Raw genomic sequence first — 26,583 nt, 5'->3', positions numbered from 1 at the left:
ACGGGTCCGACGAGGGGATCCTGCAGAAGGTGAAGGACAAGCTCACGCCGTAGCAACGCTTGCCTGCCGGGCGCTCTCCTGTTCCGATCACCGGCGTGAGCCGCGCCGAGGTCGGGACGGGACAGGGCGGACGCACGGGCACGGGCCTGGCGATCGCCCTGCTCTCCGGGTTGTCGTTCGGGCTCGCGGGACCGTTCGCGGCCGCTCTGCTCGCCGTCGGCTGGTCGCCCCTCGCCGTCGTGCTCGGGCGACTGGGAGGCGCCGCGCTGCTGCTCGTGGTGCCGATGATCGTGGTGCTGGCCCGCGGGTGGCGGCCGCGGATCCCGGAGCTGCGGGCCGTCGTCGTCTACGGGGCGGTCCCGCTGGCCGGCGCGCAGATCTGCTATTTCAGCGCGGTCGACCGCCTCTCGGTCGGGGTCGCGCTGCTCATCGAGTACACCGCGCCGGTGCTCCTGCTCGGGTGGACGTGGGCGCGGACCGCCGCCCGTCCCCGGCCGGCGACCCTGTGGGGCGCCGCGCTCGCCGTCGCGGGCCTGGTGCTCGTGGTGGAGGTCTGGCGCGGGGCGGCGGTCGACGTCGTCGGCGTCCTGTGGGGCCTCGGCGCGGCCGTCTGCCTCGCCGCCTACTTCCAGCTCTCGGCCGCCGTCGACGGCACCGACGACGGACCGCGGGCCCTCGTGCTCACCGCGGGCGGCGCCGTCGTCGGGAGCGGGATCGTGCTGCTCGTCGGCGTCGTGGGCCTGCTGCCGCTGACCGCGCGGGCCGCCCCCATCGTGCTCGCCGGGTGGACCGCGCCCTGGTGGGTCGGCGTGGCCCTGGTCGCCGCGTTCTCCACCGCACTCGCCTACCTCACCGGTATCGCCGCGGTCGGCCGGCTCGGCTCGCGGATCGCGTCGTTCGTCGGCCTGAGCGAGGTGCTCTTCGCCGTCCTCGGCGCCTGGTGGCTGGTGAGCCAGCGACCCACCGGCCCGCAGGTGCTCGGCGGGGTGCTGATCGTCGCCGCGATCGTGCTGATCCGGCGGGCGGAACCGCGGGTGTAGCCGTACCGTCGAGCCGCGGGGGGGTGTGAGATGACGACGACGTCCGACCCCGTGCCGCTGTTCGACCTGGTCACCGGCTTCCCGCCGGACGACGCCACGGACGTCACGCTGATGCTGCCGACGTCGCTGGCCCTCTTCATGACGATGCTCGAGTCGACCGGGCGCGCGTCCGAGGTGGCCGTCCTGCGCCGCATCCACATCGAGCAGGCACGGGAGACCGCGCGGCGGCTGCAGGGCCTCGTCGGCGTCCTCGTCGGTTCCGATGGGACAGCCGACCGGCTCCGGGTCACACACATCGTCGAGGACCGGAACCGCCCGATCAACGGGCTGCGCCCGCACGTGCACTTCTTCGTCGGGTCCACCACCCGCGGCCCCGACAACCGGCCGTCCCGGCCGATCGACGTCGCCGAACTGGCCCTCCGCGTCGCCGCGGAGGTCCTCCCCGACCACCGCCACCGGATCGTCGCCGCCACCGCCGAGCAGTGCGGGCTCGCCTGGGGCCCGACGCCGTGGTCGCCGGCCGAGGTCCTCGATCCCGCGTGGCTCGCGGAGCGGGCGGCGGAACTGCGCGATGAATCGCCGTGCCCCGGCCCGTGGCCGCGGAACCAGGTCCTCCCGGATCAGGACGGCAGGACGAACTCGCCGTCGGCGTAGACGCGATCCCCGCACGCCGGCCAGACCCGGCCCTCGGGAGGCTACCGTCGGAGCCCGTGACGGAGTTCTTCGTGCCCGGCGCCGACGACGCGGAGGCGCGCTACGCCGAGCTCGCGGAGTTCGCGGGCGCGGAGCCCGCCCCGCCCGCCGACCGGCTCCGGTCGCTCCGGTTCGCCCGGGGCGCCGAGGAGTGGACCGCGACCGTCGGAGAGCACCTGTCCGGCCTGCTCGCGGCCCGGACCGGCCGCCGTCCCGCCCGACGCTCGTCCGCGACCCGCTCCGCGCCCTCCCGGCGGGTCGACGACCCGACGTCCGTCCTCGCGATCTTCTTCGCAGCCGGCACGTGGCTGGCGGTCACCGACGCACGGCCGGTCGGCGCGGTCGACGACTCGGTCTGGGACAACCCGGTCCGCATCCCCGACCGCGACGTCCGGGAGATGCACCGCTTCGGCTGATCGTCAGGGCACCGCGAGCTCGGCGTCGCGCGCGTCGGTGATCGCCATGTGTCCCGGCGCGTGGCAGATGGCCAGCGGCGGACGGGTCGCCATGACGGCGGCCTGCGGGGTGACCCCGCACGCCCAGAAGACGGGGATCTCGCCGTCGTGGACGTCGACGGGATCGCCGAAGTCGGGCCGGTCGAGGTCGGCGATGCCCAGCGCGGACGGGTCACCGACGTGCACCGGCGCGCCGTGCACCGCGGGGTAGCGCGACGTGACCCGGACCGCCGTCGCGACCAGGTGCGGCGGGATCGGGCGCATCGAGACGACCAGCGGCCCGCCGAGGTCGCCCGCACTGCGGCACGGGGTGCTCGTCCGGTACATCGGCACGTTGCGACCCTGCTCGAGGTGCCGGATCGGGACACCGGCCGCGAGCAGGGCGTCCTCGAAGGTGAACGAGCAGCCGATGAGGAAGGCGACCAGGTCGTCGCGCCAGTACTCGCGGACGTCGTCGACCTCGCCGGCCGCCTCGCCGTCGCGGTAGACCCGGTAGGCGGGCAGGTCGGTGCGCAGGTCGCCGTCGAAGATCGCGGTCGACGTGGCGCCGGGCTCGGAGACGTCGAGGACGGGGCACGGCTTCGGGTTCCGCTGCGCGAACAGCAGCACCTCGTAGGCGAAGTCCCGAGGGACGGCGATGAGGTTGGCCTGGGTGCGGCCCGTGCACCACCCGGCGGTCGGCGTGCGCAGCCCGGCCCGAAACAGCGCCCGCGCCTCGTCGGGCCGGTAGGCGCCCACGTCCTCGTGCATCGGTCCTCCCGGGGGTCGGCGACCGGCCCAGCGTACCGCGTTTTTCGTGGGATCGTTGAACGATCCGTCACTCCCAGACCTGGAGCGGGTCGCCGAGGACCTCCGGGTCGACCGTGGCACCGAGACCGGGCGCGTCGCCGGGCAGCACCCCGGCATCGGCGACCCGGACGTCGAGCGTCGCGGTCCGCACCGTGACCATCTCCTCGCAGTCCAGCACGCCGCGCAGGAGACGCGGCGGCACGGTCGCGCCGAGGTGGAGGATCGCGGCGTAGGCGAGCGAGGAGCCGACGGTGTCCTGCACGCTCACCGTCAGGCCCGCGGACCGGGCGATGTCGCGGTGCCGCCGTCCCGGGGTGAGCCCGCCGGCCTTGGAGACCTTGAGTCCGATGCCGTCGGCGAGGTCCTCCCCCGCGGCGAGGGCGAGGTCGCTGTCGAGCTGGCCGAGCTCGTCGACCACGATCGGGACGGGGCAGCGGCGGCGCAGGGAGACGGTCTCCCGCCACGACGCGCACGGCGCCTCGAGGACGACGTCCAGTCCGGGCGGGAGCAGCCGGAGCAGGCGCAGCGCGGACTCCGGGGTCAACCCGCCGTTGGCGTCGACGAGGAAGTACTCGCCGCGTTCCCGGTCGGCGAGGGACGCGGCGATGCGCTCGGCGTCGTGAGCCGGCCCGCCCTCGGCGTCCAGGGCCCCGATCTTGACCGAGTGGGCGCGGTAGCCCCGGGCCCGGTGGTCGGCGACGCGGGCGCGCATCTCCTCCGGCTCGCCGGCGTGGATCGAGGAGATCCGTGGCATGGGCACGTCGGTGGACCCGCCGAGCAGGGTGGCGACGGGCAGGCCTACCGAGCGGCCGAACGCGTCCCAGCAGGCGACGTCGAGCGCGGTGCGCGCGTCGTGGTGGCCGACCAGGGTCCGGTCCATGACGTCGTTGACCCGTTCGACCCGGCGCGGGTCCTGCCCGAGCAGGGCGGGCGCGAGCACCGCGATGCCGGCCCGGGTCCCGGCGGGGTGCGCCGCGAGGTAGGTGGAGCCGAACGGCGTGCTCTCCCCCCATCCCTCGGTGCCGTCGTCGCACGCGATGCGCACGACGGCGGCGTCGAAGGACTCGTAGGTCCGCCCGCCGGACAGGTGGTAGGTCCCGCCCGCGTACGGCAGCTCGACGCCGTACAGCTCGACGCGCCCGATCCTCACGACGACGACCCCGGCGGCACCAGCACGAGCTTGCCGGTGCGGGTCTTCGTCAGGAAGTCCTCCTGGGCCCGGCCGATCTCGGCCAGGGGGTAGACCCCGGAGACGACCGGTCGTATCTCGCTGCGCTCGACGTAGCCCACCAGGTCCGTGAACACCGACGCCGCCTGATAGGTGCAGCCCAGCATCGACAGGTCGTTCAGGTACAGCGTGCGCAGGTCGATCTCCGCGAGCGGGCCGCCGATCGCCCCCGACGTCGCGTAGCGCCCGCCGGGCCGCAGGACGTCGAGCAGGCGGGTGGTCGACGGTCCGCCCACGAGGTCGAGGACGACGTCCACCGAGCGGGGGCCGAGGGCCGCGAGCACGTCGGCGTCGCGGTCGAGGGTCTCCTCGGCGCCCTGGGTCCGCACGTCGTCGGCCTTGGCCGACGAGCAGACCGCGACGACGGACGCTCCCCGGCGTCGGGCGAGCTGGACCGCGGCCAGCCCGACGCCGCCCGACGCGCCCGTGACCAGCACCCGCTCGGCCGCGAGCCCGGCGCGCTGGATCATGTTCTCGGCGGTGGAGTACGCACACGGGATCGCGGCGAGCTCGACGTCGGACCAGTCGTTCTCGACGGTGACGGTGTCCGAGGCGGGCACGGCCACGTACTGCGCGAACCCGCCGTCGCACTCGCTGCCGAGCGTCCAGCAGGCGTAGGGCCGGCCGCCGGTCGGACCGAGCAGCATGGTGCGCACGATGACGCGCTCCCCGACGCGTCCCGGCGCGACGTCGTCCCCCACCTCCACGACGTGCCCGGCGACGTCTGCGCCCTGGATGCGCGGGAACGCCAGCGGGACCCCGGACCACGTCGCGTCGGCGTCCTCCCCGTCCTTGGAGTACCAGCCGATCCGCGTGTTGACGTCGGTGTTGTTCACCCCCGCCGCGGCGACCTGGACGAGCACCTCGCCCGGCGCCGGACGCGGCGTCGGGACGTCCGTCCGGTACTCCAGCCGCTCCAGCCCGCCGTGCCCGGTGAGGAGCACCGCCGCCATCGTCTCCGGGATCACGCCGCCGATCGTCGCCCCCGCGACCGTGCACGTCCAGCGCAGGTCCGTACACGTCACCGTGTACGACGCTTCACGAGACCTCGGTCAGCTCCGGCAGCTCGTAGCGCCGGACCTCACGCAGCGCCGCCAGGCCCGCGGCGATCGCCGGCTGCTCGGCGGACCCGCGGCGCACCGCCGTGATCACGTGCCGGGTCGGCACGGACGCACCCGCGATGGGGATGCGGCGGGTGTCGTCGTGGGCCGGGAGGTCGGCCAGCCGCGGGACGAGGGCGACGCCGAAGCCGCGGGCCACGAGGGCCGCCCCGGTGTCCCAGGTGTCGGCGTGGTGCGCGACGGCCGGGTCGAAGCCGGCGCCCGTGCACGCGAGAGTGACGAGCTGGTGGTAGGCCCGGCCCGGCGAGCCCATCACCCAGTCGTCCCCCGCGAGCTCGTCGAGCGACACCGAGCTCCGCGCGGCGAGGGCGTGGTCCGGCCCGACCAGGACGTCGAGCGGCTCCTGGTACAGCGGCTGCTGTTCGAAGTCGGGCGCCGTCCGGGGCGGGATGCTCGGGGTGGCGACGACGACCGCGATGTCGGTGTCCCCCGCGGCCAGGAGGTCGAACGATCGCGCCGGCTCGATCTCGTGCAGGCCGACCCGCAACCCCGGGTGGCGTTCGCGCAGGAGCGCGAGGGCGCGCGGTGCGACGACCGCGGCCGCCGTCGAGAACCCGCAGACGCGCAGGGTGCCAGTGAGCTCCGTGCGGTCCTGGTGGGCGGCGAGGTCGGCCTGGGCCCGTTCCCACTGGGCCGTGAGCGCGGCGGCGTGCTCGAGCAGGGTGTGCGCGCCCGCGGTGAGGCGCACGGTGCGCCCGGTCGGCTCGAGCAGGACCACGTCGAGCTCGCGGGCCAGCGCCTGCATCTGGTGGGAGACCGCCGACGGGGTCAACCGGCAGACCTCGGCGGCGGCTGTGACGGTGCCGTGGCGCGCGATCGCCTGGAGGACCTTCAGCCGACGATCGATCATGTAAGGACTGTACAAGGTCACGTGTACGAACCTGCGATGGACGCCAGCAGTTGATCTGCCCACACTGAGCCGTGCACCCGGGATGACGGCGCCGCATCCCGCACTCGCACACCACAGTTCTGGAGTCCGTCATGGACAACTACCGCGCCGTCGTCGTCGGCTGCGGGGGCCTCGGGTCCGCCGCGCTCCACCGCCTCGCCACCGAGCTCGGACCCGGGGTCCTGGGCCTCGAACAGTTCGAGTTCGGCCACTCCCGCGGCGCATCGCAGGACCATTCCCGCATCATCCGGCTCGCCCAGCACCAACCCCAGTACGCCGCCCTCGCCTCGGCCGCCTACAAGGCCTGGGACGAGGTGGAGGGCGAGTCGGCCCAGCAGATCGTCACCCGCACCGGCGGCCTGATCATCGAGGACCGCGTGGCCCGGCAGGGGGCGGCGACCGGCTCGCGCAACATCGAGGGCTACACCGAGATGTTCGACCGCTTCGGCTACGCCTACGAGGTCCTCGACGCCGACGAGCTGACCGCCCGCTGGCCGCAGTTCCGCCTCACCGGCGGCGAGCAGGCCCTCTACCAGGCCGAGTCCGGGATCGTCGACGCCGCCCGCGCCAACGCCGTGCACCTCGCCCTGGCCCGGGCGCACGGCGCGCACGTCCGGGCGAACACCCCGGTCCGCGCGATCCGGCCCGACGGCGAGGGAGTCGTCGTCGAGACCGACACCGACTCGTTCCGGGCCGACCGCGTCGTCGTCGCCGCCGACGCGTGGACCAACCAGGTGCTCGCCGGCGCCGGCCTGCAGCTGCCGCTCACGGTGCTGCGCGAGCAGGTCACCTACTACTCGACCCCGCACCTCGCCGAGTTCGCGCCGGGCCGGTTCCCGGTGTTCATGTGGCACGGGGCGCACAACTTCTACGGGTTCCCGGTCTACGGCGAGGTCGCGACGAAGCTCGGCCAGCACATGGGCGGCGAGGAGACGACCGCCGATTCCCGCAGCTTCGCCCCCGACGACGTCCGCCGCGAGCGGTACGCCGCCTTCCTCGACGACCACCTGCCACGGTTCGGCGGCCCGGAGCTGTACTCGAAGACCTGCCTGTACACGGTGCCGCCGGACCAGAACTTCATCCTCGACCGCGTGCCCGACCACCCGCAGATCGTGGTCGCCAACGGCGCGGGGCACGCCTACAAGTTCGCGGCACTGATCGGGTCGCTGCTCGCCGACCTCGCGCTCGACCGCGCCCCCGCGCACCCGATCGACGCCTTCGCGATCGACCGCCCGGCGCTCACCGACCCGACGTTCCCGCGCAGCTTCCATGTCTGAGCCCTGGTTCGTCACCGAGCGCGCCGCGGTCCCGACCCGCACCCCGTCCTCGCCGCTGGAAGGAGTCCCGACGATGACCGAGACCGTCGACCGGCCCACCGACCCCTACGCCGCCCTCCCGGCCCGGCCGGTCGACCCGGCCCGGTTCACCGTGGAGGAGACCTACGCCCGGACCCGGCTGCCCGTGGACCTCGCCTCGACCCTGATCCCGGACGCCTACTGCTCGCCGGAGTTCTTCGCGCAGGAGCAGGAGAAGGTCTTCACCTCCAGCTGGGTCGCCGTCGGCCTGGTCGGCGACGTCGACAAGCCGGGACGCTGCGTGGTCGTGGAGGTCGCCGGGCGGTCGATCCTGATCACCCGCAACCGGCACGGCGAGCTGCGCGGCTTCCACAATCTCTGCCGTCACCGCGCGACGAAGCTGCTCGAGAACGACGCCCGCGAGGTCGGCCACCGCAACCGCATCCGCTGCCCGTACCACAACTGGACCTACGACACGGACGGCGCGTGCCTCGGCACCCCGCTGTTCGAGGGCTCCGACGTCCCGGCCGGCGAGGAGACCATCTTCGACCAGATGGCCAAGGGCTTCGACAAGGCCGACTACGGGCTGCTCCCGGTGTCCGTCGACAGCTGGGGCTTCTTCCTGTTCGTCAACCTCTCGGCCGACCCCGAGCCCCTGACGACGGCCCTGGGCGACCTGCCCGAGCGGTTCGCCGACTACCGGCTGGACGAGTGGACCGCGCAGCGCCGGCTCATCTACGACGTCGCCGCGAACTACAAGCTCATCGGCGAGAACTTCATGGAGTACTACCACCTGCCCTGGGTGCACCCGGAGCTCAACCAGGTCTCCAAGTTCTCCGACCACTACCGCTGGCAGGGCCCGGGGCTCTACACCGGGATGTGCACCACGCCGGTCTCGCGCAACACCGAGGCCGGCGGCTGGGACGGTCTGTCGCCGCTGAGCACGCTCGGCGAGCAGGACGCCGACAGCGGCCGGTTCGTCTGGCTGTTCCCCTCCACGGCCCTCGTCGTGCTGCCGAACCACGCATTCGTGCTGTTCAACCGGCCGGTCGCCGCGAACCGCACCGTCGAGACCGCCGTCCTGCTCACCCACCCCGAGGCCGCCGACGACCCGGACGCCGAGGCCGGCATCGAACAGCTCGCGAAGTTCTGGGACCTGGTGAACCGTCAGGACCTCGAGATCGTCGAGCGGGTGCAGGAGGGGCTGGAGAACCCCGCCTACCGCGGCGGGCGGATGTGCTTCCGGTTCGAGGAGCCGCTGCACCGCTTCCAGAACATGGTGATCGACAAGATGGTGGGCGTCGACCGGGTCCCCGGGGGTGACGAGGACACGATGACGCGGATGTTCCCGGACCCGTGACGGCGACCGTCCCGCCGGCCACCGAGGCGATCGACGGCCGCACGCTGGCCGTCGAGGACCCGTCCACCGGCACGACGATCGCGCAGGTCGCCCGCGGGGGTGCGGTCGAGGTCGACCGGGCGGTCGCGGCGGCCCGCACGGCCACCCGCGCGATGCGCGACACCGCGCCGCTCGAGCGCGGCCGCGCGCTGCGCCGGCTGGCCGCCGAGGTCGACGCGGCCGCCGAGGAGCTCGCGCGGCTGGAGTCGCGCGACTCCGGCAAACCGCTCTCGCTCGCCCGGGGCGAAGTCGCCGGGTGCGTGGCCTACCTCGACTACTACGCCGGGGCGGCCGGCACGCTGCAGGGCGACACGATCCCGCTCGGGCCCGGCTCGCTGGCGTACACGGTGCCCGAGCCGGTCGGCGTCAGCGCGCACATCGTGCCGTGGAACGCGCCGCTGTCGATGCTGTGCCGCAGCGTCGCGCCGGCCCTCGCGGCCGGCAACACCGCCGTCGTCAAGCCGGCCGAGCAGACGCCGCTCACGGCCCTGCGCTTCGCCGGGCTCGTCGAGGCCGCGGGCTTCCCGGCCGGGACCTACGAGGTCGTGACGGGGCTCGGGGCGGAGGCCGGGGCGGCCCTCGCCGGCCACCGGGGCATCGGGTCGTTGACCTTCACCGGCTCGGTGGCCACCGGCCGCGCGGTGCTGCGGGCGGCTGCGGAGCACATCACCCCGGTCGTCACCGAGCTCGGCGGCAAGAGCCCGCAGATCGTGTTCGCGGACGCCGACCTCGACGACGTCGCCCGCCAGGTGGTCATCGGGTTCACCGCGAACTCCGGCCAGTACTGCGACGCGGGCTCCCGCCTGGTGGTCGACCGGGCGGTGGCCGACGAGCTCGTCGCGCGCATCCGGGCCCGGGCCGGGGCGCTCACCCTCGGGGTCGGCCTCGACGACCCCGACCTCGGGCCGATGGTGTCCGCCCAGCACCGACGCCGGGTCTCCGACTACGTCGACCTCGGCCGCGACGAGGGTGCCGAGGCACCGACCCCGCCCCAGACCCTGCCCGCCGCCGGACACTTCGTCGCGCCCACCGTGTTCACCGGCGTCACCCCGACGATGCGGATCGCCCGCGAGGAGATCTTCGGGCCCGTCCTGGCCGTGCTGGAGTTCGGGACCGAGGACGAGGCCCTGGAGCTGGCCGACGCCACCGACTACGGGCTCGGGGTCGGCATCCACACCGCCGACATCGACCGGGCGCTGCGCGTGGCCGACCGGGTCGACGCCGGCTACGTGATGATCAACGAGTACTTCGGCGGCGGGGTGGCGGTGCCGTTCGGTGGCACGAAGCTCTCCGGCACCGGGCGCGAGCGCGGCCTGGTCGCGCTCGAGAGCTACCTGACCCGCAAGACCGTCGTCGCCCGGAGGAGGGCCCCGTGAGCACCCCGACCACCACCTCGGCCGAGGTCGTCGTCATCGGCGGCGGCCTGGAGGGCTGCTCGGCGGCCTGGGCGCTGACCCGACGCGGCGTCACCGACGTCGTCGTCGTCGAGCGCGACACCGTCGGCTCCGGCGGCACCGGCAAGTCCTCCGGCGTCGTCCGCAGCCACTACGGGGTGTCCTCGCTGGCCGCGATGGCCGCGCGCAGCCTGGAGGTGCTGGAGAACGCGCGGGACGTGCTCGACGCCGACATCGGCTTCCACCAGACCGGGTACGTCGTCGGGGTCGGCCCGCAGAACGTCGACGCGCTCCGGGCCTCCGTCGCCGACCAGCGCGCGGTCGGGGTGCAGACCGAGGACATCGACCACGCCGAGGTCGCGAAGCTCTGGCCGGTGGCCGACCTCGAGCCGTTCGCCGCGTTCGCCTGGGAGGCGCGCGGTGGATACGGGGACGCGTACCAGACCGCCCAGGCCTACGCGGGCGCGGCGCGACGGGCCGGTGCCCGGCTGCGTCAGGGCACGACGGTCACCGCGGTCCTCGCCGAGCAGGGCCGCGTCACCGGCGTCGAGCTCGCCGACGGCAGCCGGATCGCGACCGGTCACGTCGTCCTGGCGGCCGGCCCGTGGTCGGTACCGCTGCTCGCCGCGCACGGCCTCGAGCTGCCGATCACGGTGCACCGCGAACAGATCGTGCTCATCGACCCCGGGCAGGACCTCGGCCCCGTCCCGGTGTTCTCGGACCTGGTGTCGCTGCAGTACATCCGGTCCGAACGGTCCGGCGAGCTGCTGTTCGGCAACTCGGACCTGTCGGTCCTGGAGCCCGCGGACCCCGACCGCTATTCGAACCGGGCGAGCGAGGCCTTCGTCGACGTGACCGTGGACAAGGTCGGCACGCGCCTGCCGGGCCTGGCGAACCCGTCGATCGCATCCACCTACGCCGGGTGCTACGACGTCACGCCCGACTTCAACCCGGTCGTCTCCGAGACCCCGGTCGACGGCCTCGTCGTCGCCGCGGGCTTCTCCGGGCACGGCTACAAGATCTCGCCCGCCGTCGGCACGCTCGTCGCGGACCTCGTCGTCGACGGCAAGAGCTCCGACGACGACATCCCCGCCACGGACTTCCGGCTGTCCCGCTTCGCCGAGGGGGCGCTGCTCACCAGCCCGCACCCCTACGTCGGCGCCGGCCAGATGCGCTGAGCGCCCGCACCGTCCGACCGAGGGAGGTTCCCGTGGAACTGATCGTCCGTGACCGCCGCGACGAGGCCGACGGCGTCGTCTCGCTGACCCTGGCCCACCCGCAGGGCCACGACCTGCCCGCCTGGACCGCCGGGGCACACGTCGACGTCACCGTGGACGAGGGCGTCGTCCGGCAGTACTCGCTGTGCTCCGACCCCGCCGACCGCTCCGCCTGGCGGCTGGGCGTGCTGCGCGAGCCCGCCGGACGGGGCGGGTCGGAGTTCGTGTGCACCAAGCTCGACGTCGGGGACCTCGTCGAGGTCTCCGAACCCCGCAACCACTTCGAGCTGGTCCCGGCCCCGCACTACGTGTTCGTCGCCGGCGGTATCGGGATCACCCCGGTCCTCGCGATGATCGCGACGGCGCGGGCCGCGGGCGCGAGCTGGTCGCTGCTGTACGGCGGCCGCACCCGGCGCTCCATGGCCTTCCTCGACGAGCTCGGCGTGTACGGCGACCGCGTCACGGTCGTCCCGCAGGACGAGCAGGGGCTCCTCCCCCTCGCCGCCGTCCTCGGCGCGGTCACCCCGGGGACGCCCGTCTACGCGTGCGGGCCGGAGCCGATGCTCGCCGCCGTCGAGGACCTCGTCGTCGACCGCGCCGCCCTGCACCTCGAGCGGTTCACGCCGAAGGTGGTCGGGAGCGAGGGTCCCGACGAGGCCTTCGAGGTCGAGTTCGCGACGTCGGGCCTCGTCGCGACCGTCCCAGCCGAGAGCACCATCCTCGCCGTCGCCGAGGAGCTCGGCCTGCCGGTCGACTTCTCCTGCCGCGAGGGCACCTGCGGCAGCTGCGAGACCCCGATCCTCGACGGTCGCGCCGAGCACCGGGACTCGGTGCTCGACGACGGCGAGCAGGCGGAGAACACCTGCCTGATGATCTGCGTGTCGCGCGCCGAGCGTGGCTGCGCCCGACTGCGTCTGGAGCTGTAGGTGAAGATCGACCGGATCCACGTCCACCGGGCCCTGCTGCCGGTCGTCGGCGGCGCCTACCGGATGTCGCACACGACCGTCGAGGCCCTCGACAGCACGCTGGTCGAGATCGTCACCGACGACGGGCGCAGCGGCTGGGGCGAGACCTGCCCGCTCGGCCCCGTCTACCAGCCCCACCACGCGCTCGGCGCCCGCGCCGCGATCGAGCAGATCGCGCCGGGCCTCGTCGGGACCGCGATCGACTCGCCGCGGGCGCTCGCCCGCCGGATGGACGGCCTGCTCGCCGGACACGGCTACGCCAAGGCCGCGCTGGACACGGCGGTGCTCGACCTCCTCGGCCAGCAGCTGGGCGTGCCGGTCTCGACCCTGCTGGGTGGTGCCCTGGTCGACAACGTGCCGTCGTACTGGTCGGTGACCGTCGGCGACCCGGACGCGAGCGCGGCGAGCGCGGCCGCGAGGGTCGCCCAGGGGTACCGGCGCGTGCAGCTCAAGGTCGGCGGCCGCGACCTCGACCACGACGTCGAGAACGTCCGCGCCGTGTGGGCCGCGGTCCGCGGGCGGGCGCGGCTCGCCGTCGACGCGAACCGGGCGATGACCGGCGCGCACGCCCTGCAGTTCGACCGGCTCTGCGCGGACGTCCCGTTCACCTTCGAACAGCCCTGCGACACCGTCGAGGAGATGGAGGCCCTGCGCGGCCGCCTGGTCCACCCGGTGTTCCTGGACGAGACCACGCTCGACCCCGGCGTCGTCCTGCGCGCGATCGCGGACGGCGTCGCCGACGGCTTCTCGTTCAAGGTCACCCGGCTCGGCGGGCCGACGCAGGCGGCGATCGTCCGGGACCTGTGCGCGCTGCGGTCCGTGCCGCACACGATCGACGACGCGTGGGGCGGCGACGTGATTGCCGCGACGTGCGCGCACGTCGCGTCCACGGTCGACCCGCGGCTCCTCGAGGGCACGTGGATCGCCTCCGACTGGATCGACGGTCACCTCGACCCGGAGCACCCCGTCGAGGTGCGCGACGGCCACATCGCGGTCCCGCAGGGGCCCGGGCTCGGCGTCCGCCCCGACCGCACGCGCCTCGAGGAGGTCGCCACCTACGGAGGGTGAGGCAGGTCACCAGGGTCCGACGGCGACCGAGCGCGCGGCCGACCCGTCCGTCCGTGGTCCGCGCCTGCGGTTCGCCGCGCTCAGCCGCCCTCCGACGGGGTGACGGCACGGCACCACCGGTCGCACGGCGCCGCTACATTCGCGTCCGCCCTCGACGATCCGGGGGCGGAGAGGAACCCGTCGTGACCGCCCCGACCAGCAGCGACCTGGCGTCGCTGCTCCGGACCCGATCGCTCGACGACGCCGCCCTGGCCGCGGCGAGCGTCGACGCCCCCGACCACGCCGTGCTGCCCGAGGCGAGCGTGGTGAAGGTCGGCGGGCAGAGCCTGATGGACCGGGGGGCCGCCGCGGTGCTGCCCGTCGTCGAGGAGCTCCTCGCGGCCCGGAAGGACCACCAGCTGCTCATCGGCACCGGCGGCGGGACCCGGGCCCGGCACGCCTACGCACTCGCGGCCGAGCTGGGCCTGCCGACCGGCGTCCTGAGCGACGTGGGCTCCGCGGTGGCCGGGCAGAACGCCACGATGCTGGGCTATCTGCTGGCCCGTCACGGCATCCCGGTCGTCGCGCCGAACGCGTTCGCCTCGCTGCCGCTGCAGGTCGCCGAGGTCGGCGCCGCGGTCTTCGCCGGCATGCCGCCCTACGGGATGTGGCAGCGCGTGCCGACCGAGGGCGTCATCCCGCCCTACCGCACCGACGCCGGCTGCTTCCTGGTCGCCGAGACCTACGGCTGCCGCCAGATGATCTACATCAAGGACGAGGACGGCCTCTACACGGCGAACCCGAAGAACGACTCCTCGGCGAGCTTCATCGGTGAGACCACCGTCGACGAGCTGCTGGCTCGCGACCTGCCCGACCTGGTGCTGGAGCGCGGCATGCTCGAGCTGCTGCGCGACGCCCGTCGGGTGCGCTCCGTCCAGGTGGTGAACGGGCTGGTGCCCGGGCGCATCACCGCCGCCCTCGCCGGCGAGCACGTCGGCACCATCATCTCGGCGTAGAGGAGACCACCCATGAGCGACACCAAGGACGTCCCCTCGGCGCTGATGCGTCAGACCCTCCTCGACCGCGAGCTCGTGCGCTCGGCCGACGTCGAACACGGCCCGGTCCGGCTGCTGCCCTGGCTGGACGTCGTCGTCCTCGGCGGCTCGACGGTCGTCGACGGCGGCCGCACGACGCTGCTGCCCGTCGTCGACGAGCTGCGGTCGCTGCTCGGGTCCCGCCGGATGCTCATCCTGACGGGCGCCGGGGTGCGCGCCCGCCACGCGCTCGGCGTGGGCCTCGACCTGGGTCTGCCGACCGGCGCCCTGGCCGGGCTGGCCGCGACCGAGGCGGAGCAGAACGGGCACCTGGTCGCCGCGCTCCTCGCGAGCGAGGGCGTCTCGTACCTGCCGCACGGTGCCGTCGCCGGCCAGCTGGCGGTCCACCTGGCCGCCGCCCCGGCCGTCGTCTCGAACGGCTACCCGCCCTACGGCGTGCACGAGTTCACCTCGTCGAACACGAAGCTGCCGGTGCACCGGACGGACGCGGGCGCCCTGCTGCTCGCGGACGCCCTCGGCGCGCGATCGGTCACCTACGTCCGGGGTGCCGACGCCCTGGCCCGGTTCGCCGGCGCGGAGCGGGTGTCGGCGAAGGAGCTGCGGACCACGGACGCCGACCTGCCGCTGGACCGCGTCGTCGGGGAGCTGCTCGAGCGGGCCAAGCACGTCCGCGAGGTCCGGGTCGTCGACGGGACCACGACCGGGCAGATCGGCCGAGCCATGGCCGGCGAGCCCGCGGGAGTCGTGGTCCACGCCTGAGGCCCGGTGTCAGCCATGGCCCGTTGCTGACACCCGACGTCAGGATGGCGCCACTCGCACACCGCGGGGCGGTCAGGTGGCGAGACCGGCGAGGCGGCCCTGCAGGAACGCCTGCTCGGTGTCGTTGCCGGCCAGCGCGACGGCCTCGCCGTAGGCGGCGCGGGCCTCGTCGGTGCGACCCAGGCGGACGAGCAGGTCGGCGCGGGTCGCGGGCAGCAGGTGGTAGCCCGGGATGTCCAGCGCGTCGACGACCGCGAGGGCGGCGGCGGGACCGTGCACCTCGGCGACGGCCACGGCGCGGTTGAGGGCGACGATCGGGGTCCGGGTGAGCGCCAGGAGCTGGTCGTAGAGCGCGAGCACCTGCGTCCAGTCGGTGCGCTCGCCGTCGGTGTGCACGGCGTTGATGGCGGCCTGCACCTGGTAGGGCCCGGGGCGGCCGCGGCGCAGGCAGCGGCGGACGAGGTCGTGGCCCTCGGCGATCAGGTCCGGGTCCCATCGCGTGCGGTCCTGGTCGGGCAGCGTGACCAGCTCGCCGGACGGTCCCACCCGCGCCGGGCGTCGGGCCTCGGTGAGCAGGAGCAGGGCCAGCAGCCCGAGCACCTCGGGCTCGTCGGGCATGAGCTCGGCCAGCGCCCGCGCCAGACGCACCGCCTCGGCGGACAGGTCGGTCCGCAGCAGCGGACCCGCCGTCGCCGTGTAGCCCTCGTTGAAGATCAGGTAGAGCACGGTGAGCACCGGCGGCAGGCGGTCGGGCAGTTCCGCCTCGCCCGGCACCCGGTACGGAATCCCGGCGTCGCGGATCTTCTTCTTGGCCCGCACGATCCGCTGCGAGATCGTCGCCTCCGGCACGACGTAGGCCCGCGCGATCTCGGGGACCTCCAGGCCGCCCAGCAGGCGCAGGGTCAGCGCGGTCCGGGCGAGCGGGGACAGGGCGGGGTGGCAGCAGGTGAAGATCAGCCGCAGCTGGTCGTCGCGCACCGGTCCCACCTCCTCGCTCTCGTCCGGGCCGTGCAGCAGAAGGGTCTGTTCATGACGGTGCTCGCGTGTCGACTCGCGTCGGATGCGGTCGATCGCGCGCCGCCGGGCGGTGGTGACGATCCAGGCGCCGGGGTTGTCCGGCGGGCCCTCCCCCGGCCGGGCCCAGGCCTCCAGTGCCACCGCGAAGGCGTCCTGCACGGCCTCCTCGGCGAGCCCGATGTCGCCGAGGAGGCGGGTCAGGGTGGCCACGCAGCGGCCGTACTCGTCCCGGTAGACGGCGGTGAGGTCCACGGCGGCGGGTCAGGCCAGGCCGTCGAACGGGCGCACCTCGATGGGGGCACCGCAGGCCTCCGACGAACGCTCCGCCCAGGCGAGGGCCTCGTCGAGGTTCTCCAGCTCGAGGACCCAGAAGCCGCCGAGCTGTTCCTTGGTCTCGGCGAAGGGCCCGTCGGTCATCGTCGTCGTGCCGTTCTCCACGCGGACGACGGTGGCGCTGTCGGAGGGCAGGAGCCCGCCGGCGAACACCCACACGCCCCGCGCCTTCATCTCGTCGTTGACCGCCCCGACGCGGGCGAACATCGCGTTCATCTCCTCCTCGGAGGGCTGCGGCAGGCTCTCGTCCAACCGGACACCCAGCAGGTAGTGCATCGCGTCGCTCCTTCGCGTGGGAGGGATCAGACCAGCCGGCGCGCGACGGCGGGGATGACGACGGCCGCGGCGACGACGTGGGTCAGCATCAGCAGGATGATGGTCGACACGGTGGAGTCGGCCAGCACGTCCGGCACGAGGGAGAGCACCGTCAGGCCGACCGTGGTGCGGATCCACGTGGTGCGCGGGGTCCGGGCGAAGCGGCGCAGGGCGGTGGCGATGACCAGCCCGACCAGGCAGAAGATCACCGTCAGGAACCCGAACCCGGTCGCGGGGATCGGCTGCCCGGCCATGTCGGTGCTGACGCCGACCACCGGGCCGAGCGCGGCGATGGCCGTGGTGGCGACCGCGGCGACGACGGTGGCCGCGGCGCCGTGCAGGAGCAGCGACCCGAGGCCCGGGCGGGTGGTGGTGGTGGTGGCGTCGGTGGCGGTGGTGACGGACATGATGACCTCCGTGGGTGCCGGAGACCGGCTCGGTTGCCGCTCTCTCACCCAGGCGTCGAACGGGCCCCCGCCCGTTTCGACACGCGTCCGGAAAAATCTTCAGAGCAGTGGCAGGACGTGGTCGCGGAAGAAGCGGCCGTCGGCCGGGTTCGAGAGCAGGCCCGCCACCTCGTCGCGGGGCACCCAGCGGGCCTCCGGGTTCGACGGGTCGAGCGGCGTCAGCACGGCCTCGGGGCTGCGGAACCAGAACAGCGTGATCGTCTTGCGCTCGGGCAGCCCGCGCCCGACGCCCAGCCGGGTGTAGGAGCCGAGCTCGGCCACCAGCTCCAGGTCGGCGAGCCCGCACTCCTCGTGGATCTCGCGCCGGGCCGCCTCCAGCACGCCCTCGCCGTCCTCGACGTGGCCCTTGGGCAGCGACCAGGTCCGGGCCCGCTGCCGCACGACCACCACCCGCCCGCCCGGATCCACCACCACGCCGCCCGCCGCGCTGCTCTCGAACATCCTCAGTCCAGCCAGCGCGCGGCGATCGCGTCGAGTTGACGGAGGACGTCGGGCTCGGGCCCGGACTCGACCCAGAAGGCGATCCGGTCCACGCCGACCTCGCCGAGTCCGGTCGGGTCGAGAGTGTCCGCGTCGGCGCCGAACACGGTGAACGGGAGGTCGGGCCGGCCCTCGTCGGCGAGCCACGACCGCACCCGGCGGAACGTCTCCAGGTCGACGCGGTCGGGCAGCCAGACGTCGCCGTGATCGCGCAACCGCCGCAGGGCCGCGTCGCTCTCACCGCCCACGGCGATCGGCGGGTAGGGCGACGTCACGGGCTTGGGCCAGCAGTACATGGGACCGAAGTCGACGTACTCGCCGTGGAACTCGGCGAGCTCCTCGGTCCAGATCCGCCGCATCGCGGCGAGCTTCTCGTCGAGCACCTTCCCCCGACGCCGGGGGTCGACGCCGTGGTCGCGGGCCTCCTCGCGGTTCCATCCCGCCCCGACGCCGAACAGCGCGCGCCCCCCGGACACCAGGTCCAGGCTCGCGACCTGCTTCGCGGTGTGGATCGGATCGCGCTCGGCGGGCAGGGCCACCCCGGTGCCCAGGACCAGGTCCGTCGTCGTCGCGGCCAGCACCGACAGCGTCACGAACACGTCGATCGTGCGGTGGAAGTGCCGCGGCAGCTCCCCGCCCCCGGGCGCGGGACTCTCCCGGCTCGCCGGGATGTGCGAGTGCTCCGGCACGAACACCGACTCGAAGCCACGCTCCTCCAGGGCCGGCCCGAGGACCGCGGGGGCGATGGTCTCGTCGGTCACGAACAGCACGACCCCGATCTGCACGAGGAGCATCGTCGCGCAGTCGGGGTACCCGCCGCACCGTGGAGACTCGAGACGGAACGACGACCGACCGCCCGCTCGCCCTGGTCAGCGGAGGGTCCTCCGGGATCGGCTACGAACTCGCCGCCCAGCTCGCGGCGCGGGGCCACGACGTCGCGATCTCCGGGCAGAGCGAGCGCGTGCACGACGCCGCGCGGACGCTCGCCGCCGATCACGGCGTCGAGGCGCACCCGCACCAGGCGGACGCCGCGACCTACGACGGTGTCGAGAGCTTCTGGGCCTTCGTCGCCGGCCTGGACCGCCCGCTCAACGTCGCCTGCCTGAACGTCGGGGTCGGCGTCGGGGGCGCCTCGTTCCTCGAGACCGACCTGGACGACGAGCTGCGCATGATCGCGATCAACTGCGCCGGCACCGTGCACCTGGCCAAGCGGGTCGTGCGCGCCATGCACGAGCAGGGTCCAGACCACGGGGACCGTCGCATCCTGGTGGTCTCCTCGGTGTCGGCGACGACCCCGACGCCCTACGAGCCCGTCTACGGACCGACGAAGGCGTTCGGTTTCTCCTTCGCCGAGTCGATCCGCGAGGAGCTGCGCGAGGAGGGCATCGTCGTGACCGCCCTGCTGCCCGGGGCGACCGACTCCGAGTTCCACGCGAACGCCGGGATGGGCAACACCGGCTTCGGCGACAACAGCTGGAAGAACGACCGCACCGAGGTGGCCCGCCAGGGCGTCGAGGCCCTGTTCGCGGACGCCGATCACGTGGTCGGCGGGGACGAGGCCACGAAGCAGCAGGTCGTCGACCACCGGAGCATGTCCGAGCCGGAGAAGGCCGCCCGACAGGGTGCCGCGGCGCGGCCGACGAGCTGACGGCCCGGGACTACGCTGGCCGGGTGTGGACCGACGACGGGGCGGATGAGGTCGAGGACACCGACGTGCTCGACCAGCTCGTCCCGGGGCTGCGCGCCGCGATGATCGACCTGCTGGACGCCGTCAACGACCGGTCCGACGACCTCGGCCCGGCTCGCGCCGACCTCCTGGCCCGGTTCCGGGAGCAGCTCGTGCGGACGTGGCCGCGGACCCCGGTCCACGAGCGGCCGCTCGCCGTCCTCGACGCCCTCCGCACGATCCTGTCCCGCACCGTCTGACCCGACCGACACCACGGCGTTCGACCCGGCGTCACGAGGGGGTCACACGCGCGTGGTCGGATCGCGCGGGAACCCCGAACGAGAGGATCGACCGTGCCCGGTGAGCGCCCGCTCGCGGCGCTGCACCGCCGCCGGCCGCCGCGCGTGCTGCCGGTCGTGCTGCTCACCGCGGCGCCCTGGACCTGGTTCCTCCTGCGCGACCCGCTCGGTCTGGTCGGCGACGTGCTCGCGATCGTGCTGCCCGTCCTCGTCGTCGTGGGCGTGGTCCTGCTCCTACGGTCCCTGCGACGGCGGGGCGTCCTGCCTGCGGTGTCGCTGCTCCTGGCCGGGACGGTGGCGGTCGTCGTGCCGTGGACCCCGGAGGACGCCGGCACGGTCCGGCCGGACGCGGCCGTGCGGCTGGCCGCCACCAACGTCACCGGCATGACGTCGACCGTGCCCGCCCTGCTCGGGACCCGCGCCGACGTGCTGGTCGTCACCGAGGACGACCCCGCGGTCGACGCGGCCCTGGCCCCGGCGTACCCGTACCGCGAGGTCACGATGGCCGAGAGCCACGTCGGGGTCTACAGCCGCTACCCGGTGCGCCTGCTCGAGCCGGCGGGCCCCGACCTGCCCGGACTGCGGGTCGCGGTCGCCGCGCCGGTGCCGTTCGACCTGCTCGCCCTGCACGTGCCCCGACCGTGGTTCACCGGCCGCGGCGGCTACCAGGCCACTCCCGCCGAGCACCACCGGCTGGTGCAGGCCGCCGCGGCGCGGGTCGCCGCGACGCCGGGTCCGGTCGTCGTCGCGGGGGACCTCAACTCGACCGACCGCGCCCGCGACTACCGGTCCCTGGTCGACGGGGCGGGGATGGTCGACGTGGTGCGGGACGCCTGGGCCGGACCGACCCAGGTGACCAGCTGGCTGCCGTTCCTCCTGCGGATCGACCACGTCCTGGTGTCCCGCGGCTGGTGCGGCGACGCCCCGCGACGGTTCGGGCTACCCCGCTCCGACCATCTCGGGGTGGTCGCCACCATCGGTCCCTGCACCGGCTGACCCCGCGTCGAGCAGGGCGTGGAGGCGGACCGCGAGGTCGCCCGCCTCGGCCGTCCCGTCGCCGTCGACCAGCAGCAGGAGCCCCACGACGGCGCGGGCGTGGGAGCGCCGCTGCAGGCGCGACCCGTCGTCGTCCCCTGCGGTCAGGGGCAGGGCGTTCTGCACCAGGGCGAGGCCGGTCGCCGGGCAGAGCCCGCCCTCCAGCCAGGCGTCGGTGGCGACGACGACGGCGGCCGCGGCCTCGGCGAGCGACCGGTCCTCCGCGTGCTCGGACCGGTCGCGGCAGGAGGCTTCGACGATCACGTCAGGAGTGTTACGGATGACCCACGGTCACGATCATGTCCCCCGACAGCGACATGTGGGTGGCGGCGACCCGGAGGCCGTTCACCGGTCGTCGCCGATCCACCAGCCGTACGGGATGCACCACAGGTCGTGGACGGGGTCCCACCGCCCGACCTCGTAGGCCGGGTCCGGGTCGACGGCACCGTCGACGTCGTGGGCGGGCGTCTCCGAGCACCGCTCGGCGAGGTGATCCAGGTAGCGGGCGAGCGCCGGGAGGGCCCGCACCCGGTCCAGGTCCGCGACGTCGATCACCAGCACTCGCCGGTGGGGCCCGCACTCGTAGCTGACGCACGTCAGCCAGTCGGGCCGTCCCTGGACCATCTCGCGGAACAGCACGCTCTGCTGCACGTGGTCGTCGACGACGGCGTCGTCGCGCAGGGAGAAGGACAGCGCATGCCGCACGAGGGGTGCCCTCCACGCCGTCGACTCCCGGCCGCGGTGTCGACCGATCCGTCCGGATCGGCCCTCGCGACGACCGGCAAACGTGCGGCGCCCCGCGGGGTGCCCGGCTCACCGGGCCGGGGGTCCCTCCTCGGGGACGGCCGCCTTCTGCGTCGCCTCGTCGTGCAGCCAGCGGGCGACCTCGACGAGCTTCATGTTCGTGTCCTTGGACGAGCGCACCAGCATGCGGAAGGCGCCGTCGTCGTCGAGTGCGAACCGTTCCATGAGGATGCCCTTGGCCTGCCCGATCAGGTCGCGGCTGTCCACCGCCTGCTGCAGGTGCCGGGCCTGCTCGGCGCCGTAGAGCAGCATCGCGACCTGCACCCCGAAGAGCCCGGCCATGAGCCGGGCCTCGGCGTCGAACGCCTCCGGCTCGGCCGCATAGAGGTTCAGGGCCGCCCGCGGCCCGCCCTCCGAGGACAGCTGGGTGGACATCAGGGACCGCAAGCCCATCTCGACCGCCGTCGGCGCGAAGCCCGGCCACCGCTCGGCGTCCTTCCCACCGAGGTCGAGCGCGACGACGATGCCGTCCTCGGGCGGGTCGATCATCGCGGTGATGCAGGGGCCCTCCTGCAACCGGCTCTGCAGGCCGTCGAGCTCGCGCACCGCCTCGCTCGTGGGGTGCTGGGACGTGACGCCGCCGTCCTCGGTGAGCGAGATGCCGCCGGCCTCGACGGGCGGGATGGTCTCGACGGCGGCCTCGACGATATGGGCCAGGGTCAGCTGCAGGTCGCGGATGCTGCGCTTGCTGGCGAGCTCGCGGGCGGCCACGCGCAGGCAGCGGAGCATCTCCTCGTTGTCCACCGAGGCATCTCCTCGACGTCGACCGGGCGGGAGGCAGAGACGAAGCGACATGCGCTGCGTTCCACCCCGCCGACCGATCGGCTCGGGGACGCACATGAAGAACGGGACTGTCGGACGGAGGCCGTGAGGTCGACCGTGTCGCGAACGGCCTGTACCCGTTGCGAAGGAGAGCGGAACCCGGGCCGCCCGCTCCGACCTCAGCCGCGGGCCGCCTGCCCCAGCGCGCCGCGCGCGATGATGACCTGCTGGATCTGGCTGGTGCCCTCGTAGATGCGGAAGAGGCGCACGTCGCGGTACATGCGCTCCACCGGGACCTCGCGCATGTAGCCCGAGCCACCGTGCACCTGCACCGCGCGGTCGGCGATCCGCCCGACCGCCTCGGAGCAGAAGTACTTCGCCGTCGACGGGCCCGTGACCTTGTCCGACCCGTCGTCGTAGGCCCTCGCCGCCTCGCGCACGAGGGCGCGGCCGGCGTGGAGGTCGGTGACCGAGTCGGCGACGAGGCCCTGCACGAGCTGGTAGGTCGCGATCAGGTGCCCGCCCTGCTCGCGCGCGGAGGCGAACTCGACGGTCTCGTGGACCAGGCGCGCCGACATGCCGACGCACAGCGCGGCGATGTGCAGGCGGCCGTGGGCCAGGCACTTCATGGCCGTGGCGAACCCGCGGTGCAGCCCCTCCTCGCCGCCGACGAGGTGAGCCGCCGGGACACGGACGTCGTCGAGGTAGACCTCGCAGGTCCACGAGCCGCGCTGGCCCATCTTGGCGTCGTGCGGGCCGAACGAGACGCCGGCCGCGTCCGTCGGGACGAGGAAGGTGGAGATGCCGCGGGCCGGGGCGGCGTCCGGGTCGGTGCGGGCGAAGACCATGAGCACGTCCGCGAGCGGGGCGTTCGTGATCCAGCGCTTCGCCCCGGAGACCACCCACTCGTCGCCGTCGCGGACGGCCGTCGTCGTGAGCGAGGAGGGGTCGGACCCGGCGTCCGGCTCGGTCAGGGCGAAGCTCGCGACGACCTCGCCGGACGCGAGCCGCGGCAGCCACTCCTGGCGCTGCTCCTCGGTGCCGCCGGTGAGCAGGACCTGGCCGGCGATCCCGTTGTTGGTGCCGAACATCGAGCGCAGGGCCGGGGTGGTCCAGCCGAGCTCCATGGCGAGCTCGACCTCCTCGGCCATCGACAGCCCGATGCCGCCGTAGGACTCGGGGATCGCGAAGCCGTAGAGGCCCATGGCCTTGCAGGCGTCGCGGAGCTTGTCCGGGACGGCGTCGTCGGCCTCGATCCGGTCCTCGAGCGGCACGACCTGCTCGCGGACGAACTCGCGCACCGAGGAGAGCACGTCGGCGAAGTCGGAGGGGTCCACGGGCACGTCCTTCGTCGTCGCGGGCGGGACGCCGATCCTGGCACGGGACCGGGGGACCCACCGGTCGTCCGAGGATGCGGCACGAGACGCACCGGGCGTCCCTCCCGTTCTAGCCTGCGGTCCGCCCGTCACCGGGTGGCCGCGGGGCGTCCAGCCGGAAGCCCATCCCGAGGAGGCGGATCGTCAGGCAGGCCCCGGCCCCGACGACGGCCCACAGGGTGCCGGTGTCGCCGAGCCGAGCGGCCACGACGACGACGGCCGCCCCGACCAGGGCCGGGATCGCGTACAGCTCGCTGGACAGGACGCTCGGCACCCGGCGGACGAGCACGTCGCGGATCGTCCCCCCGCCGACCGCGGTGATGGTGCCGAGCAGCACCGACTGCCCGACCCCGGCGCCGAGCGACATGGCCTTCGCCGCCCCCGTGACCGCGAAGAGGCTGAGTCCGAGGGCGTCGAACACGGCGATCGGCGTGGCCGCCCGGTCGAACCGTCCGCTGACCCCGAAGGCGACCAGCCCGCCGACGGCCGCCGTGGCGAGGTAGCGCCAGTCGTTGAAGGTCGCGGGAGGCAGCGCGCCGAGCAGGACGTCGCGCAGGATGCCGCCGCCCAGAGCGGTGATCATGCCCAGGGTCACCACGCCCACGATGTCGAGCCGGGCGGCCCGGACGGCGGTCAGCGCTCCGTTGAGGGCGAACGCGAACGTGCCGAGGAGGTCGAGGACCAGGGCGGTCGTCACGGTGTCCTCGGGCGCATCGCGTCATGGTCATGCAGATCGTGGGCGGCCGCCACGGCCGCGATCGTGATGATTCCGTGATCTCGGGGTCGGGCTCGTCCTGGGCTTCTGCGGCCGTGACTGTCGGGGGTTCGTACTAGTGTTCGAAGCGTGACGGTGACCGAGCAGGATGTCGGGGTGGGGTCGTTCGACGACCCGCTGCCCCCGGTCCCGCTCGGGGACCCCGCGGACTGCGTCGGGCAGGACGTCGAGCGGGGGCTTCTCGCGTGGCAGGCGCGGTTGAACCACACCGCCTGGCGGCGGCTGCGGTGGCTGTGGCACACCGCGCGGGCTCGGGCGGATCTGCTGGTGCGTGGTGAGCCGGACGCGCGGGCGGTCGCGGTCGCGGTGGGGTGGTCGGTGTCGATGGCCGCCGCGCGCCTGGAGCTGGCCGAGGGGGCGTTGGAGCGGCTGCCGCGGCTCGGGGAGGCGATGCGGGGCGGGGATCTGGAGGAGGTCAAGGCCGGCAAGTTCGTGGTCGGGCTGCGCGATGTCACCGACGCCCAGGCCCAGGTGGTGGTGGATCGGCTGGTCGAGGAGGCGCCGCGGTTGGGGGTGTGGGAGCTGGAGCAGGCGATCGCCGCGGCGGTCAAGGACGTCGACCCGCTAGGGGCGGAGAACCGGCGCAACGCGGCGGTGGCGCGGGCGCGGGTGACCGCGCGGACCGCGCCGTCGGGGGCGGTGGAGATCCATGGCTGGGATCTGGACCCCGTGCTGGCGGTGCCGGCCTACGAGCGGGTGGAGGCGCTGGCCGAGGAGGTCGCGCGCCGGCTCGCGGCGGCGGGGCAGGACGTGGCGGTGGGGCGGGTGACCGCGCAGGTGTTCATGCGGCTGCTGCACGGCTGCCCCGCCGGGGCCGACGACCTCGCGATCGTCGAGTACGTCACCGCCGAACTCACCACCCCACCCCCACACAACCCCCACGGCAACGGCCCCGACGGCCCGGACGACAGCGATGACGGCGACCCCTCAGACGGCGACCCCTCAGACGGCGACCCCTCAGACGGCGACCCCTCAGACGGCGGCCCCTCAGACGGCGGCCCCTCAGACGGCGGCCCCTCAGACGGCGGCCCCTCAGACGGCGGCCCCTCAGACGGCGGCCCCTCAGACGGCGGCCCCTCAGACGGCGGCCCCTCAGACGGCGGCCCGGACCACCCCGGCCCGGACGACGGCCCCGGCCCGCACGGCGGCCCCGGTCCGGACGGCGGCCCCGGTCTGGACGGGCCCGGCGGTGGTGGTGACGACCGGCTCGACGATGGCGTGCCGGACGGGCCTGGCGAGGGACCGAATGGCAGCCCCGCCGACGGCGGTGGCGTCGGCTCCGAGGGGCCTGATGACGGGGTGAGCGACGGCCCCGATGGCGGTGGTCCGGCAGACGGCCCGACTGACGGTCGAGCGTTCGGCTCGAACCTTGGGCCGGACCTTGGGCCGGACCTCGACGACCTCGGCCCCGAGCAGGGCTTCGACCACGGCAGCGGCTCTGGCCGTGGAGGTCCCGGCGGCTCCGCCGATGACCTGGGCGAGCTCGACGTGTCGGGCCACACGCCCCACACCAACGCAGGAAGCACGAGGACGACCCAGAGCAGCCGGCGGGCGGAGAACCAGCTCCACCTCGACCTCGGTCCGGCTGATCAGCCGGACGCCCCGGAGGACCCGGATCCGCCGCCGCCGCTGGGGTGGCATCCCGGCGACCCACCGCCCGATCCGCCGCCCCCGCAGACTCCCGACCCACCGACCGGTAGTCGGTGGACCCCGCGTGGGCTGAGCTTCGCCCCACGGACCCTGCGCCTGCCGCTGGCGACCGTGCTCGGCCTGTCCTGGGCCCACGGCCGCCTGCCCCTGGGCGCCCTGACCGGCCTCGACGCCCACCACCTCGCCTGGGCCCGCACCTGCGCCCAGTGGCGGGTGCTGCTCCACGACCCCGACGGGCACCTCGAGCACGTCCTGCTC

At 74.2% G+C, this 26,583-nt stretch carries 29 protein-coding genes; 15 read left to right on the top strand and 14 right to left on the bottom strand.

Annotated elements, in window-relative coordinates:
- Window positions 1-95: 95 nt before the first annotated feature.
- Genes WCD74_RS29525 through WCD74_RS29515 form a run of 3 tightly spaced genes read left to right on the top strand, consistent with a single transcriptional unit; the run spans window position 96 to window position 2,149 of the window.
- Window positions 96-1,040, top strand: coding sequence for an EamA family transporter (locus tag WCD74_RS29525; RefSeq protein WP_337698513.1), 945 nt, complete (start codon window positions 96-98; stop codon window positions 1,038-1,040).
- Window positions 1,041-1,070: 30 nt separating this feature from the next.
- Entirely contained in the window at window positions 1,071-1,694 is a 624-nt protein-coding gene (locus tag WCD74_RS29520; protein ID WP_337698512.1) for a hypothetical protein, read from the top strand.
- A 56-nt stretch (window positions 1,695-1,750) separates the two neighbouring features.
- A complete protein-coding gene (locus WCD74_RS29515) occupies window positions 1,751-2,149 on the top strand; it encodes a hypothetical protein (RefSeq protein ID WP_337698511.1) in 399 nt (132 codons plus the stop codon).
- 3 nt (window positions 2,150-2,152) lie between these two features.
- On the opposite strand, the gene WCD74_RS29510 is transcribed toward WCD74_RS29515, so the two are convergent.
- From WCD74_RS29510 to WCD74_RS29495, 4 genes are all read right to left on the bottom strand, one after another.
- Window positions 2,153-2,938 (bottom strand): putative hydro-lyase, encoded by a 786-nt coding sequence (locus WCD74_RS29510; RefSeq protein ID WP_337698510.1) that lies wholly within the window; start codon window positions 2,936-2,938, stop codon window positions 2,153-2,155.
- 67 nt (window positions 2,939-3,005) lie between these two features.
- Window positions 3,006-4,127, bottom strand: coding sequence for a mandelate racemase/muconate lactonizing enzyme family protein (locus WCD74_RS29505; protein WP_337698509.1), 1,122 nt, complete (start codon window positions 4,125-4,127; stop codon window positions 3,006-3,008).
- Window positions 4,124-5,230, bottom strand: a complete 1,107-nt coding sequence (locus WCD74_RS29500; RefSeq protein ID WP_337698508.1) for an alcohol dehydrogenase family protein — start codon at window positions 5,228-5,230, stop codon at window positions 4,124-4,126. Before WCD74_RS29500 ends, WCD74_RS29505 begins: the two co-directional genes overlap by 4 nt.
- A 13-nt stretch (window positions 5,231-5,243) precedes the next feature.
- On the bottom strand, window positions 5,244-6,176 hold the full coding sequence (locus WCD74_RS29495; protein ID WP_337698507.1) for a LysR family transcriptional regulator: 933 nt from the start codon (window positions 6,174-6,176) through the stop codon (window positions 5,244-5,246).
- Window positions 6,177-6,307: 131 nt separating this feature from the next.
- Between WCD74_RS29495 and solA the strand changes: the two genes are divergently transcribed.
- The 8 genes from solA to WCD74_RS29455 all read left to right on the top strand — a co-directional run bounded on the left by solA (window position 6,308) and on the right by WCD74_RS29455 (window position 15,346).
- Window positions 6,308-7,492, top strand: a complete 1,185-nt coding sequence (gene solA, locus WCD74_RS29490) for an N-methyl-L-tryptophan oxidase (protein WP_337698506.1) — start codon at window positions 6,308-6,310, stop codon at window positions 7,490-7,492.
- A complete protein-coding gene (locus tag WCD74_RS29485; protein WP_337698505.1) occupies window positions 7,485-8,870 on the top strand; it encodes an aromatic ring-hydroxylating oxygenase subunit alpha in 1,386 nt (461 codons plus the stop codon). The genes solA and WCD74_RS29485 overlap by 8 nt, the downstream gene beginning before the upstream one ends.
- Entirely contained in the window at window positions 8,867-10,285 is a 1,419-nt protein-coding gene (locus WCD74_RS29480) for an aldehyde dehydrogenase family protein (RefSeq protein WP_337698504.1), read from the top strand. Before WCD74_RS29485 ends, WCD74_RS29480 begins: the two co-directional genes overlap by 4 nt.
- Entirely contained in the window at window positions 10,282-11,481 is a 1,200-nt protein-coding gene (locus WCD74_RS29475) for an NAD(P)/FAD-dependent oxidoreductase (RefSeq protein WP_337698503.1), read from the top strand. Before WCD74_RS29480 ends, WCD74_RS29475 begins: the two co-directional genes overlap by 4 nt.
- Before the next feature lie 32 nt (window positions 11,482-11,513).
- Complete coding sequence (locus WCD74_RS29470) at window positions 11,514-12,446, top strand: PDR/VanB family oxidoreductase (protein ID WP_337698502.1); 933 nt, start codon at window positions 11,514-11,516, stop codon at window positions 12,444-12,446.
- The gene (locus WCD74_RS29465; RefSeq protein ID WP_337698501.1) at window positions 12,447-13,553 is read left to right on the top strand and encodes a mandelate racemase/muconate lactonizing enzyme family protein; all 1,107 of its coding nucleotides are present in this window, start codon (window positions 12,447-12,449) and stop codon (window positions 13,551-13,553) included. It abuts the gene before it with no gap.
- A gap of 182 nt (window positions 13,554-13,735) precedes the next feature.
- On the top strand, window positions 13,736-14,548 hold the full coding sequence (locus WCD74_RS29460; protein WP_337698500.1) for an amino acid kinase family protein: 813 nt from the start codon (window positions 13,736-13,738) through the stop codon (window positions 14,546-14,548).
- Window positions 14,549-14,560: 12 nt separating this feature from the next.
- Entirely contained in the window at window positions 14,561-15,346 is a 786-nt protein-coding gene (locus tag WCD74_RS29455) for an amino acid kinase family protein (protein WP_337698499.1), read from the top strand.
- Between the two features lie 72 nt (window positions 15,347-15,418).
- Here the strand turns inward: WCD74_RS29455 and WCD74_RS29450 are convergent, their stop codons facing one another.
- The 5 genes from WCD74_RS29450 to WCD74_RS29430 all read right to left on the bottom strand — a co-directional run bounded on the left by WCD74_RS29450 (window position 15,419) and on the right by WCD74_RS29430 (window position 18,743).
- A complete protein-coding gene (locus tag WCD74_RS29450; RefSeq protein ID WP_337698498.1) occupies window positions 15,419-16,615 on the bottom strand; it encodes an RNA polymerase sigma factor in 1,197 nt (398 codons plus the stop codon).
- A 9-nt stretch (window positions 16,616-16,624) separates the two neighbouring features.
- Window positions 16,625-16,972, bottom strand: a complete 348-nt coding sequence (locus WCD74_RS29445; protein WP_337698497.1) for a YciI family protein — start codon at window positions 16,970-16,972, stop codon at window positions 16,625-16,627.
- 26 nt (window positions 16,973-16,998) lie between these two features.
- A complete protein-coding gene (locus tag WCD74_RS29440; RefSeq protein ID WP_337698496.1) occupies window positions 16,999-17,418 on the bottom strand; it encodes a DUF6069 family protein in 420 nt (139 codons plus the stop codon).
- 99 nt (window positions 17,419-17,517) lie between these two features.
- Window positions 17,518-17,919 carry an NUDIX domain-containing protein gene (locus WCD74_RS29435; RefSeq protein ID WP_337698495.1) on the bottom strand — a complete coding sequence of 134 codons (402 nt, stop codon included), beginning with the start codon at window positions 17,917-17,919 and terminating at the stop codon, window positions 17,518-17,520.
- A gap of 2 nt (window positions 17,920-17,921) precedes the next feature.
- Window positions 17,922-18,743 (bottom strand): LLM class F420-dependent oxidoreductase, encoded by an 822-nt coding sequence (locus tag WCD74_RS29430; protein WP_337698494.1) that lies wholly within the window; start codon window positions 18,741-18,743, stop codon window positions 17,922-17,924.
- A gap of 38 nt (window positions 18,744-18,781) precedes the next feature.
- Here WCD74_RS29430 and WCD74_RS29425 point away from each other — a divergent pair, with 38 nt between their 5' ends.
- From WCD74_RS29425 to WCD74_RS29415, 3 genes are all read left to right on the top strand, one after another.
- Entirely contained in the window at window positions 18,782-19,606 is an 825-nt protein-coding gene (locus WCD74_RS29425) for an SDR family NAD(P)-dependent oxidoreductase (RefSeq protein WP_337698493.1), read from the top strand.
- 23 nt (window positions 19,607-19,629) lie between these two features.
- Entirely contained in the window at window positions 19,630-19,884 is a 255-nt protein-coding gene (locus WCD74_RS29420; RefSeq protein ID WP_337698492.1) for a hypothetical protein, read from the top strand.
- 93 nt (window positions 19,885-19,977) lie between these two features.
- On the top strand, window positions 19,978-20,919 hold the full coding sequence (locus WCD74_RS29415; protein WP_337698491.1) for an endonuclease/exonuclease/phosphatase family protein: 942 nt from the start codon (window positions 19,978-19,980) through the stop codon (window positions 20,917-20,919).
- Here the strand turns inward: WCD74_RS29415 and WCD74_RS29410 are convergent.
- From WCD74_RS29410 to WCD74_RS29390, 5 genes are all read right to left on the bottom strand, one after another.
- The gene (locus WCD74_RS29410) at window positions 20,863-21,222 is read right to left on the bottom strand and encodes a hypothetical protein (RefSeq protein ID WP_337698490.1); all 360 of its coding nucleotides are present in this window, start codon (window positions 21,220-21,222) and stop codon (window positions 20,863-20,865) included. The genes WCD74_RS29415 and WCD74_RS29410 overlap by 57 nt on opposite strands.
- 81 nt (window positions 21,223-21,303) lie before the next feature.
- Window positions 21,304-21,663 carry a hypothetical protein gene (locus WCD74_RS29405; RefSeq protein ID WP_337698489.1) on the bottom strand — a complete coding sequence of 120 codons (360 nt, stop codon included), beginning with the start codon at window positions 21,661-21,663 and terminating at the stop codon, window positions 21,304-21,306.
- A gap of 108 nt (window positions 21,664-21,771) precedes the next feature.
- On the bottom strand, window positions 21,772-22,506 hold the full coding sequence (locus WCD74_RS29400; protein WP_337698488.1) for a GAF and ANTAR domain-containing protein: 735 nt from the start codon (window positions 22,504-22,506) through the stop codon (window positions 21,772-21,774).
- A gap of 197 nt (window positions 22,507-22,703) precedes the next feature.
- On the bottom strand, window positions 22,704-23,861 hold the full coding sequence (locus tag WCD74_RS29395; RefSeq protein ID WP_337698487.1) for an acyl-CoA dehydrogenase family protein: 1,158 nt from the start codon (window positions 23,859-23,861) through the stop codon (window positions 22,704-22,706).
- 109 nt (window positions 23,862-23,970) lie between these two features.
- Window positions 23,971-24,597, bottom strand: coding sequence for a trimeric intracellular cation channel family protein (locus tag WCD74_RS29390; protein WP_337698486.1), 627 nt, complete (start codon window positions 24,595-24,597; stop codon window positions 23,971-23,973).
- Between the two features lie 147 nt (window positions 24,598-24,744).
- Here WCD74_RS29390 and WCD74_RS29385 point away from each other — a divergent pair.
- Window positions 24,745-26,583: DUF222 domain-containing protein (locus WCD74_RS29385; protein ID WP_337698485.1), on the top strand; the 1,839-nt coding region annotated here is incomplete at its 3' end.

The organism is Actinomycetospora aurantiaca (genome assembly GCF_037401875.1).
GTDB classification, from domain to species: Bacteria; Actinomycetota; Actinomycetes; order Mycobacteriales; family Pseudonocardiaceae; genus Actinomycetospora; species Actinomycetospora aurantiaca.
Note: the sequence above shows the minus strand (reverse complement) of the source record. Positions and strands in the feature narration are given on the sequence as shown.